Origin of the sequence: Caproicibacter fermentans (assembly GCF_009746625.1) — a bacterium.
GTDB classification, from domain to species: Bacteria; Bacillota; Clostridia; order Oscillospirales; family Acutalibacteraceae; genus Caproicibacter; species Caproicibacter fermentans.
Window position 1 is genome coordinate 349852 of sequence record NZ_VWXL01000014.1, and the last position, 18393, is coordinate 368244.

The following is an 18393-nucleotide window of genomic DNA, read 5'->3' on the forward strand; positions in this document are numbered from 1 at the left end:
TGCAATGCAAACGGTAATCCTGTGCGGAGGAAAAGGAACGCGGATGAGGGAGGAAACGGAATTCCGGCCCAAACCTCTGGTTCAGGTCGGCGGAAGGCCGATTCTCTGGCATATCATGAAGCATTATTCTTTTTACGGACTGCATGATTTTATCCTGTGCGTCGGTTACCGGGGCGACATGATCAAACGATACTTTATGGAAATGCGGTGGCTGAATAACGATTTTTCAATTCAAACCGGGCACAGCGGGGAGGTCCGGTACCTGACCAGCCGGGATGAGGACTGGAACGTTACGGTTGTCGACACGGGTCCGGAGACGCTGACGGGCGGCAGAATCAAAAAGATCCGGGAATACATTGATTCGGATCGGTTTATGCTGACCTACGGCGACGGGCTGAGCAACGTGGATTTACACGCTCTGCAGGACTGTCACACGCGGTCCGGCAAAATCGCCACGCTGACGGGGGTAAACCCGGTCTCGCCGTTCGGAGTTATGCAGCTTCGGGATGGAAATGTCACGGCCTTCCGGGAAAAGCCCGTGCTGAAGGACATCATAAACGGCGGATTTATGGTTCTGAAAAAAGAGGTCTTCGAGTATATCCCTTCTGAAGACTGCGCGTTTGAACAGGAACCGCTGCACCGCCTTGCCGCGGATTCCCAGATATCCGTTTATCGCCATGACGGATTTTGGACCGCGATCGATACTTACAAGGACGTTGAACGGGTAAATGCTCTTTGGAACAGGGGAGATGCGCCTTGGAAAGTATGGAGTTAGCACAGAAGGATTTGTTCGGCGGAGTGTTTCGGAACAAAAGGGTTCTTGTAACCGGCCACACCGGGTTCAAAGGCTCCTGGCTTTCGATGTGGCTCGACGCCCTGGGGGCGAAGGTAATCGGTTATGCGCTGCCGCCGGCGTCCGATTACGGGAATTTTGTCTTGTGCGGGCTGAAGGACAAACTGACGGATCTGCGCGGAGACGTTTGTGACCGCAAACGTCTTGCGGAAATCTTCGATGTCTTTCAGCCGGAGATCGTTTTTCATCTTGCCGCCCAGCCGATCGTACGAAAGTCTTACCGCGTTCCCGCCGAGACGTTTGAGACCAACGTCATGGGCTGCGTCAATCTGCTGGAAAACGTTCGAAAGACCGGGAGCGTGCGTTCCTGTGTGATTGTCACCTCCGACAAATGCTACGAAAACCGGGAGCAGATCTGGGGCTACCGGGAAAGCGACGCGATGGGCGGGTATGACCCGTACAGCGCGAGCAAGGGCTGCGCGGAGCTTGTGGCTTCCGCGTATCGGAGGTCCTTCTCCATGCCCGTTGCCACGGCACGGGCGGGCAATGTGATCGGCGGAGGGGACTGGTCTGAGGATCGGCTTTTGCCGGATTGTATCAGGTCGCTGAGAAAAGGCGAACCGGTCGGGGTGAGAAATCCGGACGCGGTTCGGCCGTGGCAGTTTGTGCTGGAACCGCTGTACGGTTATTTACTTTTGGCTGCGGGTTTGCTTTCGGACCCCCAAAAAACCGCGGAAGCCTGGAATTTCGGACCGTGCGGCGGGTCACTCGCATCGGTGGGGGAAGTGGCGGACGCGGTAATCGGCCTGTGGGGGGACGGGAGCTGGGAGGACTTATCCGACCCTGATTCCGACCACGAGGCCTCGTTTTTAAACCTTGACTGTACGAAGGCAAACGCGCTCCTTGGCTGGTTTCCGCAGCTTTCCCTGAAGGAATCGCTCGGGATGACGATGGAATGGTACCGCGGGTTTGAAAGGCCGGATGTTTCCGCCCTGTGCCTCGGGCAGATCCGGGACTATACCGCGCGTGTGGAAGAAAGCCGCGGGAAGCAAAGCGGGGAGAAAGGGGATAGAGCAGGTTGAAGGTTTCGGATTATATCGCGGCATTTCTTGCCGGAACGGGCTGTGAGTATGTGTTTGGCTATCCCGGAGGCGCGGTTACGCATCTGATCGATTCTCTTTACCGTACCCCCGGAATCAGGCTGATCGGATGCTGCCACGAGCAGGCGGCGGCGTTTGCGGCGGAAGGATACGCGCGCAGGAAAGGCGCGCCGGGAGTCGCCATGGCAACCAGCGGTCCCGGCGCGACAAATCTGATCACGGGGATCGGAAGCGCATATTTCGACTCCGTTCCGGTCGTTTACCTGACCGGTCAGGTCAATACTTACGAGTACAAGGGAAGGAAAAAACTGAGACAGCTCGGTTTTCAGGAAACCGACATTGTTTCGATTGCCGCTCCTGTTACAAAATACGCCGTGCGGGTGACGGATCCGATGGAGATTCGCCGAGAACTGGAAAAATCCATGCGAATCGCGGTTTCCGGAAGGCCGGGGCCCGTGCTGCTGGACCTTCCAATGGATCTTCAGCGGGAGGATGTGCCGCCGGAAGCACTGGACGGCGATCGGGAAACACCGACGCCCGTAACAAAACCGGACGTCGGCAGAGTCGTGGAACTGCTGAACGCCAGCCGCCGCCCCGTCCTTCTTGCGGGGGGAGGAATCCGTTTGTCCGGAGCGGAACAAAAATTCAGGGAACTGGCGGGGCGGCTTCGCATTCCCGTCGTTTCCTCGCTGATGGGGCTGGACGTTTGCGCGGGAATGGAAAATTCAGTCGGCATGATCGGATCCTATGGCTGCCGCTGTGCGAATTTCACCGTTGCGAACAGCGACCTTGTTCTGGCGATTGGAACACGTCTTGATACCCGCCAGACCGGAACAAACCCGGAAAGCTTTGCCAGGGGCGCAAGGCTGATCCGGGTTGATATTGATCCTGACGAACTGGAACATGAGGTAAAAAGGAATGAATTTAAAATTCAGGCCGACGCGGGGGCGTTTCTGGAAGAGCTGCTTTCCCATGCCGGCGAGATTTGCTCCGATACGGAGGAATGGGAGAAGACCGTTCGGGGATATCAAAACCGGTATCCTGCCGGAGGGGAAAACGGACCGGGAAAACCGAACAGGATTCTTGAACGCCTCTCCGGACTGATCGGCCCGGAGGACGCCGTTTGCCTGGATGTGGGGCAGAATCAGATGTGGGCGGCGCAGTCCCTTCACCTTTGGGCAGGAAACCGGCTTCTGACATCGGGCGGCATGGGGGCGATGGGATTCGCACTGCCCTGCGCCGTCGGCGCGTGGTATGCCGGAAGCCGGGGAAAGGTTCTGGCGGTCACGGGCGACGGCGGCATGCAGATGAACCTGCAGGAGCTGGAAGTCCTTGCGCGGGACCGTATCCCGGTAAAGATTCTGGTGTTCAACAATCAAAGTCTCGGCATGATACGGCAGTTTCAGGAACTGTATTTCGACGGAAGGCTGAACGCGACGGTCGACGATTACGGAGCACCGGATTTTTGCAAAATTGCCGGTGCCTATGGAATTGAAAATACGCGCGTACGAGAGGGGGAATCTCCGGAAAAGCTGTCGGAGCTGCTCAATTCGCCTGAGCCGGCGCTGATTGAATTTGCGCTGCCGCAAACGACTCTGGTCGTTCCGAAGCTGGAGGTCGGCCGCCCGGTCGAGGACCAGAATCCCCTGCTGCCGCGGGAAGAATTACGCAGGAACATGATTGTCGAGCCGTACGGGGAAGCCCGGCGGTATCGCGCTAAAATCAGGGCGGTTTTCAACCGGTATAAAGGCATCGGCGGGGATTTTCCGCCACGCAGAATTCCAGTGCCGGATGAAAGCGGTGCCGCCGCGGCTTTCCTGAGGCCGGTCACGGCGGATTTCCGCGTTTCCCTGCCGGGAATCGAATCCCTGCTTTCCAAATGGAGAAATGAAAATCCGGGTTTGAATGCAAAACCCTTTACGGCTACGCCGGAGGGAACCGCCGTCTGGCTTGACCGACTGGTTATCGGAAAAGAAGACCGCCTTTTATTTCTGATTCAGGCGCCGGACGGAAAGCCGGTCGGCCACATCGGCTTTGCAGATTTTGATTATGAGGAAAAGAGCTGCGAGGTGGATGCCGTCCTGCGCGGAGAAAAAAGCGCGCGCCCCGGTCTGATGGGCTTCGCGCTCATGGCGCTGCTGCGCTGGGGGCGGCGCGAGCTTGGCCTTCAAGTAATTCGCCTGCGGGTTTTTCAGGATAATCCCCATGCGATCCGTTTTTACAGGAAGAACGGATTCGTGGTGGAGCGGGAAGAACAGCCGGGCGAGAACGGAGAGGGAAAGTGTCATACGGTGATGCGGTATAGCGAAGAAAATACTACTGAAACGAATTGAACGGGAGGGAAATCTGTTGAACCATAAAATCAGCTTTGCGGGACCGTCCATTACGGAAAAGGAAGTGTCCTATGTTCTGGACGCCGTGCAAAACGGATGGTACGAACATTGTGAGGATTACATCAAACGCCTGGAAAAAGCGTTTGCCGAATACGTGGGCGTCAAGTACGCGATTGCGGTTCACTGCTGCACCCATGCGCTGCATCTTGCCTGCGCCGCCCTGGGACTGGGAGAGGGCGACGAGGTCATCGTCACCGATTTCAGCTGGGTTGCCACCGCCCACGCGGTCGCTTACACGGGGGCGAAATGCGTGTTTGCCGATGTGGAGCCGGATACCTGGACGATCGATCCGGACTGCGTCAGAAAGGCGATCACGCCCAGAACCCGCGCGATCATGCTGGTGCATTCGTTCGGCCAGCCCGCCATGATGGATGAAATTATGAAGCTCGCGGAGGAGTACGGCCTTTTCGTCATTGAGGACGCGGCTCCGGCGGTCGGCGCGGAGTATCACGGCAAAAAGGTCGGTTCGTTCGGCGACTTTTCCTGCTTCAGCTTTCAGGGAGCCAAAATGACGGTCAGCGGAGAAGGGGGAGTTTTGCTGACCGACAGCGAAGATCTTTACCGGAAGGCCTACCGCCTGTCGGATATGGGGAGGACGGACCGCGAGGCGGTGTTCTGGTCCGACGAGCTCGGGTACCAGTACACCATCAGCAATCTTTCCGCCGCGCTGGCATTGGCACAGCTGGAACGCGTGGATGATCTGATGCAAAAGAAGAGAAATCTTTTTGAGCGCTACGACAGCGATCTTGGGGGAATCGGCAAAATCAGGCTGGTGCGCGAACGGGAGGGCTGCAGAAGCAACTATTGCTATCCGTCCCTGCTGCTGCCCGGCGTTTCGCAGGAAAAACGCGACCGGATTCTGGAGGCACTGCGCGCCCGGAATATCCATGCAAGACCCGCGTTCCCCCGCATGAGCCGTTTCCCGATGTACGAACAGCGGTTTGAAAACCCGGTCTGCGCGGCGATCGAGCAAAAGGGTATCTGCCTGCCGTCTGCGGCAAATATGACCGATGAGGACGTGGATTTTGTCTGCGATACTTTTCTGGAGCTTCTATGAGGAAAGAGGGCGGGACCGTGGAGACGGAGGAATCGCTGCGGCGTGAGATACTGGAGAAAACAAAGGAAATTTTCAAACTGAGACAACAGGAGGAAAAATTCATTCCGGGAAAGAGCAGAATCCATTACGCGGGCCGCGTCTTTGACGAACGGGAGATGCAGGCGGCCGTCGATTGCGCGCTTGATTTCTGGCTGACGCTTGGGGAAAAGGGGGATCGGTTTGTTTCCGACTTTTCCCGGCGCATGGGGATGAACTACGGCCTTGTGACCAACTCGGGTTCCTCCGCCAACCTGCTGGCGGTCGGCGCGCTCTGTTCGCCGAATCTTGCGCATCCGCTCAGGCCGGGCGATGAGGTAATCACCACGGCGCTCGCATTCCCGACAACGCTGAATCCGATTTTGCAGTACGGTTTGATTCCCGTTTTCGTCGATGTGGAAGAAGGAACCTACAATCTGGATGCTGGCAGACTGGAGTCGGCGCTCTCCGACCGGACCCGCGCCGTCGTGCTGGCGCATACGCTGGGAAACCCCGCGGAAATGGACCGTATCATGGAATTTGCAAAGGAACACAGTTTGTATGTGTTGGAAGACACCTGCGACGCGCTGGATTCCTTTTACGATGGGAAACGCTGCGGAACATTCGGGGATCTTTCGACCTACAGCTTTTACGCGGCGCACCACATCACCATGGGAGAGGGCGGCGCGCTGCTGACCAACAGCCTGAACCTGTACCGGCAGGCCCTTTCCCTGCGCGACTGGGGGCGCGCCTGCTACTGCAGAACCGGGGAACGAAATCCGAACGGTGCCTGCGGGCACCGGTTTGACCAGATCTTTGACGGACTGCCGGACGGCTATGATCATAAATATGTTTACAGCAACATCGGCTACAATTTGAAGCCGCTCGACCTGCAGTGTGCAGTCGGAGTCGAACAGCTGAAAAAGCTGCCGGAGTTTACCAAAAGGCGCCGCGAGAACTTTGAAACGCTTTTTAACGGCGTGAAACAGTACGAAGAATATTTCATTTTGCCAAGGGCGCTGCCAAAGGCGGAGCCGTCCTGGTTTGCGTTTCCCCTTACCGTACGGGGTGACGCGCCGTTTACACGGAAAGAAATCGTCACGTATCTGGAACAGAATCAAATTGAAACCAGAATGCTGTTTGCCGGGAATATTCTGCGCCATCCCGGGTACCGAAACATCCGAAGCCGTACCGCCGGAGAGTTGATTCACACGGAAAAGGCCCTGAACGGATCGTTTTTTATCGGTGTGTATCCCGGCATCACAAACGAAATGATTCACTATATTCTTGATGTACTGCGCCGCTTTCTTTCCCAATCTGCGGAAAAGACCGTTGGAACGGAGGACTGAGGTTTGTGTCTGAGCATAAAAAACCGACCGTCAGCGTCGTGCTGCTGGCCTATAACCATCTGGATTATACGAAGCTTTGCGTGGAAAACCTGTACCGGTATACAACGGACGTGGATTATGAACTGATTACCGTGAACAACGGCTCCTCCGACGGTACGGAAGAGTTTTTCAACAGTCTTCCGAATGAGAAAAAGGTCAGCTTTCCGAAAAATGTCGGGGTCGATCGGGCGATCAACAGCGGGTTCCGGCTTGCGGAGGGGAAATACACCATGAACCTCAGCAACGATATTGTTCCGACAAGCCGCTGGTTAAAGAATCTGGTCGCCTGTATGGAATCGGACCCCAAAATCGGAATGGCGGTCCCGGTCTGTAATTATTCCTCCAACCGGCAGCAGATTACGTTGCCGTACCGCTCCATGGAAGAAATGCAGAACGTCGCGGACCAGTATAACCACAGCAACTCGCGCTTCTGGGAAGACAGATTGCGCCTGGTGACTTACACCTGCCTGTTCCGCACGGACACAATACAAAAAATCGGCGGGTTCGATGAGGATTTTAATCCGGGCTCGTACGACGACGATGCGATCAGCTTCCGAATCCGGCGGCTGGGTTACCGGCTGGTTCTCGCCGCGGATACCTATGTGCATCATTTCGGTTCCGTCACCTTCAACAACGAATACTTTGAAGATAATCTGGCGGTAAGAAACCGTTCGCTGTTTCATCAAAAATTCGGTGTCGATTCCTGGGTTGCGAGTGAAATCGACGACACTCTGGTGGCTCTGGCCGACTGCAGGAAAACGGATCCGGTCCGGATTCTTGGCATCGGCTCTTCCTGCGGGGCGTCGCTGCTTCAGATCAAGAACAAATATCGCAGATGGGGCAACAGCGAAGTGAGGCTCTTTTATCTGACAACGGCGCAGGAGACCCTCGCGGATCTTGCCACAATCTGCGAGCCGTGTGTTTTTGGTTCGCCGGATGATGTCGGCCGGTTTTTCTCCGGCGGCGGGTTTGACCTGATCGTGGTGGAATACGATACGGGAGCGCTGGCCTATCCGGAGGGCTTTTTTCAGCAGCTTATTTCAATGGTAACGGAAAATGGCCGGATCCTTACGACCGTGACCCCGGAAACCCGCCCGAGAATTGAAGCGGCTTTCAAGGAGAAGGGCTTCTCTGCATGCAAAAATATAAATTTCTATTTTTCCTTTGGAAAGACGCCGGAATCCAAGCCTTTTTTGAAAATAGACAGTTCAATGAGCGGGACGGACTGACCGAGGATCAGAACAGGGAACGCCCAGGAAGGAGCCTTGCGGGCGTGCGGATTGTCAGGTTTCCGGCAGACTGATTTTCATGCCGTCGTAAGCGGCGATGAAATGGTGTTTTTTCGCTTCCCGCTCCAGCTGGGCGTGGGTCATCCCGCCGTTGTGGCTGAAATGGTTGATAACGCATTTTGTTTCACTGGTGACGGCGCCGAAGCTTCGCAGCGTTTTGAGTACTTCCAGATCGTCCGGAAGACCCATGTGCGCGGTTCCTTCCTTGGCCGCACAGCAGGTGCAGTCAAGGCTGACCATATCCAGCCTCACTTTGCTTTTTTTCAGATACTCGAATACATCCGGACGAAAAAAACCGGTATCATGGGCGTAAAGCAGGGAGACCCCGCACTTTTGCAGAAGATAGATGAAAGCTTCTTCGTCGGGTTTGTGCGCGGCCGGAAGGGAAGTGACTTCGTAAGAGTCGAGTTGTTCCTTGCAAAACGCCTTCAACAGGTTGGTACTCATAAAATCGACATGGTCCGTTTGATATTCGGCGCGAAGCGCCCGCCTTGTCAGGCGGAGAACTTCGCTGTTTCCGTAAACGCGGATCGCGGGTTCGCCGTCCGTGATGCTGCAATAGCAGCCCGGAAGCCTGAGAACGAGATCGGCCGGCGCGAAATGGTCCGTATGGCTGTGGGTGACGACGAGGAATTTGATCTTGGCAAGATCAAGGTCAAACCGGACGGCATAGGACAAGATATCCGGAGGGAAGTCAATCATCAGCCGGCCGTCGACGACAAGGCCGGAGCGTCCGCGGATCTCTTTTCCCTTGAGACGTCGCGCCGCTCTGCACAACGGACATTGGCAGAACAATGCGGGGATTCCCTCCGCTGCGGCCGTCCCCAGGTACTGCAGTTCCATGGCAAGCGCCTCCATTTCAGATGATGTTGAGCCGATCCCGGATTTTTCCGGCCAGCGGATTTTATTCTAGCTTTTGCCGGTGTTTCCGTCAAGCGCGGGAGGAGCGATCCATTTGAAAGAAGCGGAGATTTTTTAAAAAAATTGCAATATGGAGGCCTGAAACTTTCAAACTGAAAGAATTTTAAGCGGCAGGTCCTCTGTGTGAGACTTTGCCCGCAAGAATAAAAAAATAAAAATATTTTTTATATTCATAGCTTATTATTTTTTTGTAAGAGATTTATGGTTATATTATATAGTAACTAGACATATATTTCTATAAAATGCTCAATAAAACTGTATATAAAAAATAATTTTCAAAATCTATTGAAAATATTTTTTATTGTGCTATACTTGAACCAGCAAATCGGGGAACGGCAGCCGGATGCCGCTCTAAAATTTAAAACTTCATTTTCAGGGGAGCAGGTGTTACCGTATTCGAAAGACCGGATCCTTTTGCCGCTCAGGCGCTTCGCCGGGAGACGTGTCCGCTTTTTCGATGCGGTATCGCTTTCAATAACTTTTAAGAGGGGTGTCAATATGCGTGTTTCCAAGAGAATCCTTGCAGCAATCCTTGCACTTGGCATAGTTGGTTCTGCTCTGTCCGGCTGTGCGGGCTCTTCCCCGGCAAGCAGCGCCGCGGCCGGAAAAACAAGCTCCGGTTCCGATTCCGCGCCGGTTACGGTGGAATGGTGGACCATCTCCATGCAGCCGACTTTTACCGACCTGTTCAACGGCTTGATCAAAGACTACGAAGCGGAGCATAAGAACGTTACCATAAAATGGGTTGATCTTCCGTACGAGTCCATTCAGCAGAAGCTGATCACGGCTTCCGCCGGGGGAAAATCCCCGGATGTTGTGAACCTGAACACGCAGATGACGCTGGCGCTTGTCGCCAAAAACGCAATCGTCGATCTGGAAAAGGAAGCAACGACGGAGCAGAAGGGAATTTACATAAAATCTCTTTATGATTCCGCGCGCGTAGGCGATTCCGTTTACGCGTTCCCGTGGTATGCGGCTCCGTGCGTGATGATTTATAACAAGGCGCTGTTCGAAAAAGCCGGGGTCACTTCCGTTCCGAAGACCTATGAAGAAGCCGACAAACTTGCGAAAACCATGAAGGACAAGACCGGCGCTTACCTTTATATGCCGGAGGAGTTCAATCACGCGCTGTTCCTCGACGGCGTTCCGATGCTGAGCGAAGACAAGAAGACCGCCGCCTTCAACAATGACCGGACGCTTTCCAAAATCGCGGAGCTGAAAGATATGACGTCGAAGGGCCTGCTGCCGAAGACCGGCTGGGGCGATTGGGACACGTCGATTAAGCTGTTCGAAACCGGAAAGCTCGCCGTCATCAATTCGTCCGGCGAGACGATCAACAGAATTAAGGATGAGGCTCCGAATATTTACAAAACAACGGCGATTGCGAACGCCATGGTCGGAAAATCAGGGTTTGTTTACGACGCGCTGATGAATATGGTCGTTCCCGCGGCCAGCAAGAACCACAAGGCCGCGATCGATTTCGCGAATTATATTACGAACGACAAGTGCCAGCTGGCGCTGTGCAAGGCATGCGCGGTTTCGCCGTCTACAATCAAAGCGGCCGCCGACCCGTTCTTCTCTTCAGACACCAGTACGCTGGAGGGGCAGGTCCGCGACATCTCCGCGAAGACGCTGGCGGATTCCAAGGATATCTGCCTCGGAATCCCGAATCAGGATAATTTTCAGAACGCAATCAATAAAATTTACGAAGCTTGCGTCCAAGGGGGCACGGACCCCAAAAAGTCGATTCAGGATGCCGAAGAGAGCGCAAACAGGATTCTTGCCGAAAATCAATAACTCCGGCGCCGAGAATACCCGCCGCCGCGGACAGGGAGCGTTATCCCCGCCCGCGGCGCCAAATTCGGCGTTTTGGCTGGAAACGATCGGAGAAATTGAGAAATGACGATGTTTCAGAATCTTGTAGGGTGAAAGGTGCGACTGGTCATGAGCCAATTAAAGCCCAAAACACGCCGAACAATCGTCGCTTATTGTTTTATGGCGCCTGCGCTTGTTATTTTATTCTTTTTTGCCGTGATTCCCGTGGTTGGAAGCATTCCCCTGGCCTTTTGTGATTACTCCGTGCTGGGGCAGACGATGTTTATCGGTTTTGCAAACTTTATCCGCGCGTTCAACGACCCGGAATTCAAAATAGCGATCCTCAATTCCGTGCTGTTTGTCCTTACGGTACCTCCTTTGCAGATATTGTCGATTCTGCTTGCAATTTTTGTGAATAAGAAGATACGCGGAATCAGTATTTTCCGAGTGCTTTATTACATACCGGTTGTCACCTCCATGGTCGCCGTTTCCATTATCTGGGGATTTCTCTTCGATTCCAACGGCGCGATCAATAACCTTTTGATGCAGTGGGGCTGGATCAGCCAGCCGCTCGGATTTAAAGACAGCCCCGACTCCGCCATGCTGTGCATCATGTTCATCACCGTCTGGCAGGGACTCGGTTATTACATGATGCTCTATCTTGCGGGCATCCAGTCCATTCCGGCGGAGCTGGACGAAGCGGCGCTGATCGACGGAGCGAGCAGATTCCAGGCGATGGTCAAGGTGAAGATCCCGCTGCTGAAGCCGTATGTCTGGTTCTGCACTCTGACCTCGCTGATTTCCGCGGTCGGCGTGTTCGACATCGTCTTTGTCCTTACTCAGGGCGGGCCGAACGATTCCACGATGGTGATCAATTACTACTCCTATTATAAAGCGTTCAATGATTATGAATTCGGCTATTCGGCGGCGATTGGACTGGTGCTCGCCGTGATTACAAGCGTTTTCAGCATAGCCGTGTTCCTGTACGGCAAAAAGGGTGGGGGCATGACTTATGACGGATAATGCGGCCGCCGCAAAGGGCGGCGCGGCAAGGCACGCCAAAAAGACGGTTTTGAAAATCCTGCGTTATGCGGTTCTGACCCTGATCGCCGCGATTTTCGCAGGTCCTTTTCTCTGGCTGCTGATTACTTCTTTTCGCACGGGAGCCAATCTGTATGATCTGAACCTTTTAGTCGGCGCTTACAGTCTGGATAATTTTGTCGGCGTGATCAAATTCATGAATATTCCGCAGTATATTGTCAACACCCTGATCATTACCGTTGGCGCAATTGCGATAGACGTTGTCTTTTCATCGCTTTGCGCCTATCCGCTGGCAATGATGAAGTTTCCGGGCAAAAAGGCGGTTTTCGGTATTTTAGTCGCGCTGATGATTGTCCCGGCCGCCGCCGGGCTTGTCATTACGTACCTTACCATAACCTACATGCATTTGCTCAACACCTTTATGGGCTGCATCCTGCCCTGCTCGGTCGGCGCGTTCAGTATCATCCTGCTGAGGCAGGCCTATTTCGGCATCCCGAAAGAGCTGATGGACGCCGCGAAGATCGACGGGGCAGGCGAGCTGAAAATCTGGTCCAGAATCATGCTGCCGGAAATCAAGCCGACGGTCACGACGGTGATTATCTTTGACTTTATCGGCAACTGGAACCAATTCCTGTGGCCGGTCATTATTATGCAGGACCCTCAGAAATATCCTCTTGCGACGGCTTTGCAGTACCTCAACGGCATGTTCAATTACAAATTCGGCTACATAGCCGCAGGCACGATTATCTCCATTATCCCGGTGATCCTCGTATTCCTGTGTTTCCAGAAAAACTACATTGAAGCGGTAGCCGGAGCGGTAAAGGGTTAATCTGCTGCGGAAGGGAGCGTTATCGGTGCAAAAAAAGGTTTCGTTGGAACCGTGGAGTGAGCGGAACATCCCGGAAATCGCCGCTTTGTGGAACCGGAACTTTCCGGAAGCGTTTCATGTGACGGAGTTTTGGCTGATGAAAAAAACGGTACAAGACGGGGATCTATTTGTTCCGGGCACGCTGGCGCTGCGCGGGGAGGACGGCATCATTGCGGCGGTTGCCACGAAAATTTCGGACGGAATTTTACCGGAGTATTACCGGACTGCCTGGCTCAGCTCTCTGGTAACGGACGTGGACTGCAGAAGGCGGGGATTCGGCGGCTTTTTGTACCGCCGGGCCGAAGCAGAGCTGAAAAAGAGCGGCGTCCGCACGGTGATTTCGGGCGGTGAGATGCACAATTTTTTTTCCGGTATCCCGGAACCGGAGCCGGAAACGGAGCGGTTTTTTCAATCGCTTGGCTTTGTCCTGAACGACGTGAGGCACTACGACCTTTCCTCGGACGTGTCAAGAATTGACTTTGACCGGGTCGGCGTTCCGATGAATGAGACGTCCGATTTTGTCACGAGTCCCGCGACGGAGCTTGATTTCCCTGAAATGAGGCGCTTTTTCGACCGGGAGTTTCCCGGAAGATGGAAATTTGAAGTCATGCGTCATCTTGAAAGCGGGGGCGATCCCGGCGAAATTCTTTTGCTTCGCAGAGGCCGCGAAGTCTGCGGGTTCTGTAAAGTGCATGTGAATCACGACGGGAGAAACGGCGAGTTCAATTCGCAGCTTGGGAAAAGCTGGGGCGCTTTGGGTCCGATCGGAATTTCGGAGGCCGCGCGGGGCAAGGGGCTCGGCGCACGCCTTCTCCGCGACGCGTTAAAACATCTGCAGCGCGGGGGCGCCCACAATGTAAATATAGACTGGACGGTTTTGAAAGATTTTTACGGGCAGTTCGGTTTTCAGCCGTGGAGGACTTATCTGGCGGCGTATAAAGAGTTGTAAAAAAGGTGGGGATTGCTTGAAAAAGTTGGGGTTGGCAAGCATTTGCCTTGCCTTTTTGCTTTTCTGCACGGCCTGCTCCGGAAAAGCGGGCGTCGTTTCACCGGCGGAAAACGGCTCTCAACCGGGGACTTCCTCCTCTTCGTCCGCCGCGGAGGTTCCGCAGGATAATCTGCACTGGACGAACAGCGGGATTAAGGACGGCCCCGAGGACGGCCCCGGCTATTCCGTCTACTCGAAGGTCGGCTACCGAAAGGCTTCGGCGGTTTTCTGCCTCAGCAGGGCGAAAACAAATCTGGACCGAAAATCCGACGGAAAATTTATCAACGCTTATGCGTTCCTTGGCATCGACGTCTACCGCGGCGGAACACAGTGGACCAACTGCGTGGATGCCGGCCTGCTCCGCTCCGGCAACGGCGGAAAGTGGCATGCCTGCGCAAACCGCTACCTGGCCGACCCGGACGAATCGAAATGGTGGGAATCCTCCGTGAATCTCGACGAAACCCACGACTACAGGCTGGTTTTGGATTCCTCGCAGAAAGACGAGCAGATCACCCTGCGTGTTTTTGATGTGACGGCGGGGGACAAAATGGTCGATTCCAAGACATTGGGCCTTTATTACTCGAAAGCAGACGGCAGCACGACCTCTTACTACGACTGCGTTTCAATGGCGTTTCCGCCGGACATCTGCATGGATCCTGCGGGGCGGGCCAGCACGGATTACGCGGAAGTGCTGAAGTACAACACCGGCGAGGGGCTCTATTTTAAAAATGCCGTTTTGAAGGATGCGGCTCTTTACGATGCCTCCGGCAGCCATCCGTGGACGGCGGACCGCACCAAAGACCGTTTCCTCTGGCCAACGAAAGCAACCGGAATTCAATATCCCTGCATTACGCTGCAATCAGTTCGGAAAGATTACGAAGAAACCGTGAATATTGACCTGAACCATTAACATGATTACCAAAAGAAAGGCCGAACGGTATGGATCAGATTTTTACAAATCTTACATGGGAAAATCACAGCGGCAAAGTCGGCGACAACGACGGTCCGGCCTATGTGGTCTATTCCAATAAGGGCTATTATAAGGCGTCCGAAGCGGTCGCGGTTGGCGGGATTCAACAAAACCTTGTCCGCAGGAGCGACGGAAAAACGGTGAACGCGTACCTGTTTCTCGGCATAGATGTTTATGACGGGGCAACGGGCGAATGGAGGAACTGCGCGGACGCCGGCCTTGCCTTTCGAGGGTCTGACTGCGGATTTCACGCGTTTGTAAACCGCTTTATGGTAGAGGACGGTGAGAAATCCTGGTGGGAATCGCAGGAAGAACTTGACCGGACGCACGATTTCGAAATTGTTCTGGATACCTCTGAAAAAGCGAATTGGCTGAAACTCACAATCATTGACATGACCGCGGGAAACAAAACCGTAGACAGCAAAAGCTTTCCTATGAAGGGAACTCTTCCGGATGGAAGCAACACGGCTTATTATCAGGATTACGCGATTGATTTCCCGGATGACGTCTGCGACGACAAGCGGGAGCATGATTTCAGGGACTGGGATCATGTGATGGCATACAATGAGAACGAGAATCTTTACCTGAAAAATATCCGAATTTCGGAAGCGACGCTTTATGGCCCGTCCGGAAGCCGCCCGTGGACGGAGGAATGCACCGAAGAGCGCTTTCTGTGGCCGGACCGGACAAGAAAAATCAATTATGTCTGCACAACGGTTTATAACGTGCAAAAGGACCGCGAGCTGATCATTGAGCTGGATATGAACCGGTGAAGGGGAGCGTTTGTATGCGACAGAAAGTAAAGCTGAAAACACTGATGCTTGGGGCGGCCTGCCTTCTCTATTTGTCCTCCTGCTCGGGGAATTCCGCGGCGACGGAGAGTCTCGCGGCGGCATCCAAATCGGTTTCTTCCGGCGTCAGCAGCGAAACGAACGGCTTATGGACGAATATGACCTGGGAGAACAACGGCGATAAGATGGGGGACAACGACGGGCCGGCTTACGTCGTCTATTCAAAAGAAGGGTACAACAAGGCTTCTCAGGTGATCAAGGTCAGCCGGATGAAAGTGAACCTTGTGCGCAAAAGCGACGGAAAAAGCCTGAACGGGTATGCTTTCCTCGGCATGGATGTCTACAACGGCAAGGAAAATCAGTGGGTAAACTGCATCGACGCCGGCCTCGGCTTCATCGGGAGCACCGGCAAATGCCACGCCTGCGTCAACCGCTACTCCGTCCCGCCGGATGAGGACCAGTGGTGGGAGTCTTCGGTAGAACTGGATATGACCCACGATTATAAGCTTGTGCTGGATGCCTCCCAAAAGGACGAACAGGTCACGCTCACGATTTTCGACGTGACGGAGAAAAACAGGCAGGTCGATTCCAAGACCTTTACGCTGTACTATGCGAAAAAAGACGGCGGCAACCTGGCGGTTTACCAGGACTACGCAATGGATTTTCCCGAGGATGTCCGTCTGGACACAAAAAAGGTGCCGTCGACCGACTGGGAGCAGATCACCCTTTACAACACGGATGAAGATCTATATATGAAAAACATCGTCGGCTCGGACCTTTGTCTCTACAACGATTCCGGAAGCCGTCCGTGGACGGCGGACCGCACGGCGGACCGGTATATGTGGCCCGACAAGACGAGCTGCATTTCATATGTGACCACGACGGTGACACAGATCAAAAAGGACTCCGAAACGAAAATCGACCTGAATATGAATCGCTGACCGGTCCGCGGCGGGCGGAATCTTTATTTGCCCCGTTTCCGACCCGGATGGAATCCAACAATGAGAAAGGGCGAGCGGCATGACGAACATTCAGCTGTCAGGCGTTTCCCGAGAGGTGGAACCGGGCCTGAAAAACCTTCTGAAGTATTATTCTTTCCCCGGCGTGCCGGAGGAGGAGAAAATCAGCATCGCTGTGGAGCGCCTTGGGGAAGACGCTCCGGTTTCCCTCAGGGTCGGCACGAAAAACGGGCTGCACATCGCGTACCGGGAAACGGCCGCGTTTTTTCGTGCGCTTTCCATCTTGCTGCAGCACAGGACTCAACGGGACTTTCAAAAGCAGGAGACCGCGCGCTTTGAGGGATGCTCCACGATGTTCGACCTTTCCCGAAACGCCGTGTGCACGGTAGACGAGCTGAAACGGCTGCTGTGTTTCATGGCTTTGGCGGGGCACAATCGCTGCTACCTGTACATGGAAGACACCTACGAACTGCCGGGTTACCCGTATTTCGGTTATCTGCGCGGCCGGTATTCCCTGAACGAACTCAGGGAGATCGACGGCTTTGCGCACTCCCTCGGCATTGAGGCCGTTCCTTGGATTCAGACGCTCGCACACCTGAAAAACGCGCTTCAGTGGGGCTATGCCGCATCGATGAGGGATACCGACGACATTTTGCTTGTCGGGGAAGAGGAAACCTACCGACTGATCGAAGCGATGATTGCGACAATGGACCGCACGTTCCGTACGAAGAAGATCAATATCGGCATGGATGAAGCAATGGCGCTCGGGACCGGCGCCTACCTGAGAAAGCACGGGTTTGAAAACCAGTTTCAGCTGATGCTGCGGCACCTGAACCGCGTGAACGGGATTGTCAGGAAATACGGGATGTCTCCGATCATGTGCGACGACATGTTTTACCGCACGCATGACTTCAATCACGAGTATTACAACACGGATATCCGGCTGAGCCGGGAGGACATTGCGCGGGTGCCGGAAAACATGAGCCTTGTCTTCTGGGATTACTACCACGACAGGGAAAAGGAATATGATGAGCTGCTGGCCATGCGGGACGGCTTTCCCAACCGGATTATTTTTGCCGGCGGAGTGTGGCGCTGGATGGGATTTGTGCCGGGCTATTCCAAAACCTTTGTCTCCTCAAACGCCGCGCTTGCCGCGTGCGAACGGCACAGGGTCAGCGAAATCATGGCGACGGCGTGGGCCGACGACGGTGCGGAGACGCCGGTCGAGACAATTCTGCCCGGCATCATCCTGTTTGGCGAGCGCTGCTTCGGCGAACCTTCCGACAAAGCCGCCGTCAGCCGCCGGTGCGAATTCCTGACGGGGCTTTCCCTCGGCGATTTTTGCGAGATAGAACAGCTTGACATTCTCCCCGACTGTGAAAATCCGAACCTGAAAACGCGCAATCCGTCCAAGCAGATTCTTTATCAGGACCTTTTGCTCGGCGCTCTTGACCGGTATTTCGACAAGCCGGAAATTGCATCCCACTATACCGCGTGCGAAAAGCGCCTGCTGGAAATTGCGGGGAGGGCGGGCCGCTATTCCCGCCTGTTTCGCATGTATGCCTCCCTTGCGCGCGTGCTGGCCCAAAAGGCCGCGTTGGGTTCCGAGATTCGCAGCGCGTACCGGGGAAGGGACGACGAAAAACTGAGAGAAATCGTTCAAACGACCCTGCCGCGTCTGAAAGAGGATGTACTGACGTTTAAAAAGCGGTTCGCGCGGGTCTGGTTTTACGAAAACAAAGGGCAGGGGTTCGAGATCATGGATATTCGTCTCGGCGGGCTTGCCGGCCGCATCGATACGGCGACGGCGCGCCTGGCCGATTACCTCGGTCACAGAATCTCTGCCGTGGAAGAGCTGGAGGAGGATCCGCTTCCGTTTACGGAGGGCGACTTCTCCGACGAGGTATACGTTTGCTGCAATTCATACCGTAAAATTGTTTCGCAGAATACCCTTGCGCACCTGTAGCAAAGACGAAGCGCGGGCGGAATACACAAGTATTCCGCC

The 18393-nt window shown here is 54.5% G+C and carries 15 protein-coding genes; 14 read left to right on the forward strand and 1 reads right to left on the reverse strand.

Features of this window, described 5'->3' with window-relative positions; translation table 11 throughout:
• Positions 1-4: 4 nt before the first annotated feature.
• Genes rfbF through CAFE_RS03550 form a run of 6 tightly spaced genes read left to right on the forward strand, consistent with a single transcriptional unit; the run spans position 5 to position 7975 of the window.
• Positions 5-775 carry a glucose-1-phosphate cytidylyltransferase gene (gene rfbF, locus CAFE_RS03525; protein ID WP_066644005.1) on the forward strand — a complete coding sequence of 257 codons (771 nt, stop codon included), beginning with the start codon at positions 5-7 and terminating at the stop codon, positions 773-775.
• Positions 766-1875: a CDP-glucose 4,6-dehydratase gene (rfbG, locus tag CAFE_RS03530; RefSeq protein WP_156989815.1), complete on the forward strand. Its 1110-nt coding sequence runs from the start codon at positions 766-768 to the stop codon at positions 1873-1875. The genes rfbF and rfbG overlap by 10 nt, the downstream gene beginning before the upstream one ends.
• Positions 1872-4226, forward strand: a complete 2355-nt coding sequence (locus tag CAFE_RS03535) for a GNAT family N-acetyltransferase (RefSeq protein ID WP_066644003.1) — start codon at positions 1872-1874, stop codon at positions 4224-4226. Before rfbG ends, CAFE_RS03535 begins: the two co-directional genes overlap by 4 nt.
• A gap of 16 nt (positions 4227-4242) precedes the next feature.
• Complete coding sequence (locus CAFE_RS03540) at positions 4243-5343, forward strand: DegT/DnrJ/EryC1/StrS family aminotransferase (protein ID WP_156989787.1); 1101 nt, start codon at positions 4243-4245, stop codon at positions 5341-5343.
• Positions 5340-6707, forward strand: a complete 1368-nt coding sequence (gene rfbH, locus CAFE_RS03545) for a lipopolysaccharide biosynthesis protein RfbH (RefSeq protein WP_156989788.1) — start codon at positions 5340-5342, stop codon at positions 6705-6707. The genes CAFE_RS03540 and rfbH overlap by 4 nt, the downstream gene beginning before the upstream one ends.
• Before the next feature lie 5 nt (positions 6708-6712).
• Entirely contained in the window at positions 6713-7975 is a 1263-nt protein-coding gene (locus tag CAFE_RS03550) for a glycosyltransferase family 2 protein (protein WP_166525052.1), read from the forward strand.
• A gap of 54 nt (positions 7976-8029) precedes the next feature.
• Here the strand turns inward: CAFE_RS03550 and CAFE_RS03555 are convergent, their stop codons facing one another.
• Positions 8030-8878, reverse strand: coding sequence for an MBL fold metallo-hydrolase (locus tag CAFE_RS03555; RefSeq protein ID WP_166525053.1), 849 nt, complete (start codon positions 8876-8878; stop codon positions 8030-8032).
• A gap of 576 nt (positions 8879-9454) precedes the next feature.
• On the opposite strand from CAFE_RS03555, the gene CAFE_RS03560 reads away from it, so the two are divergent.
• From CAFE_RS03560 to CAFE_RS03595, 8 genes are all read left to right on the forward strand, one after another.
• Positions 9455-10753, forward strand: a complete 1299-nt coding sequence (locus CAFE_RS03560) for an ABC transporter substrate-binding protein (RefSeq protein WP_156989791.1) — start codon at positions 9455-9457, stop codon at positions 10751-10753.
• Between the two features lie 147 nt (positions 10754-10900).
• Positions 10901-11794: a carbohydrate ABC transporter permease gene (locus CAFE_RS03565; protein ID WP_156989792.1), complete on the forward strand. Its 894-nt coding sequence runs from the start codon at positions 10901-10903 to the stop codon at positions 11792-11794.
• The gene (locus CAFE_RS03570; protein ID WP_083209978.1) at positions 11784-12641 is read left to right on the forward strand and encodes a carbohydrate ABC transporter permease; all 858 of its coding nucleotides are present in this window, start codon (positions 11784-11786) and stop codon (positions 12639-12641) included. Before CAFE_RS03565 ends, CAFE_RS03570 begins: the two co-directional genes overlap by 11 nt.
• A 25-nt stretch (positions 12642-12666) precedes the next feature.
• Positions 12667-13629 carry a GNAT family N-acetyltransferase gene (locus tag CAFE_RS03575; protein ID WP_156989793.1) on the forward strand — a complete coding sequence of 321 codons (963 nt, stop codon included), beginning with the start codon at positions 12667-12669 and terminating at the stop codon, positions 13627-13629.
• A 16-nt stretch (positions 13630-13645) separates the two neighbouring features.
• The gene (locus tag CAFE_RS03580) at positions 13646-14578 is read left to right on the forward strand and encodes a hypothetical protein (RefSeq protein WP_066643993.1); all 933 of its coding nucleotides are present in this window, start codon (positions 13646-13648) and stop codon (positions 14576-14578) included.
• A gap of 29 nt (positions 14579-14607) precedes the next feature.
• A complete protein-coding gene (locus tag CAFE_RS03585; protein ID WP_066643992.1) occupies positions 14608-15411 on the forward strand; it encodes a hypothetical protein in 804 nt (267 codons plus the stop codon).
• 14 nt (positions 15412-15425) lie between these two features.
• Entirely contained in the window at positions 15426-16370 is a 945-nt protein-coding gene (locus CAFE_RS03590) for a hypothetical protein (protein ID WP_156989794.1), read from the forward strand.
• 79 nt (positions 16371-16449) lie between these two features.
• Positions 16450-18354, forward strand: coding sequence for a beta-N-acetylhexosaminidase (locus tag CAFE_RS03595; protein WP_156989795.1), 1905 nt, complete (start codon positions 16450-16452; stop codon positions 18352-18354).
• The last annotated feature ends 39 nt before the right edge of the window (positions 18355-18393 follow it).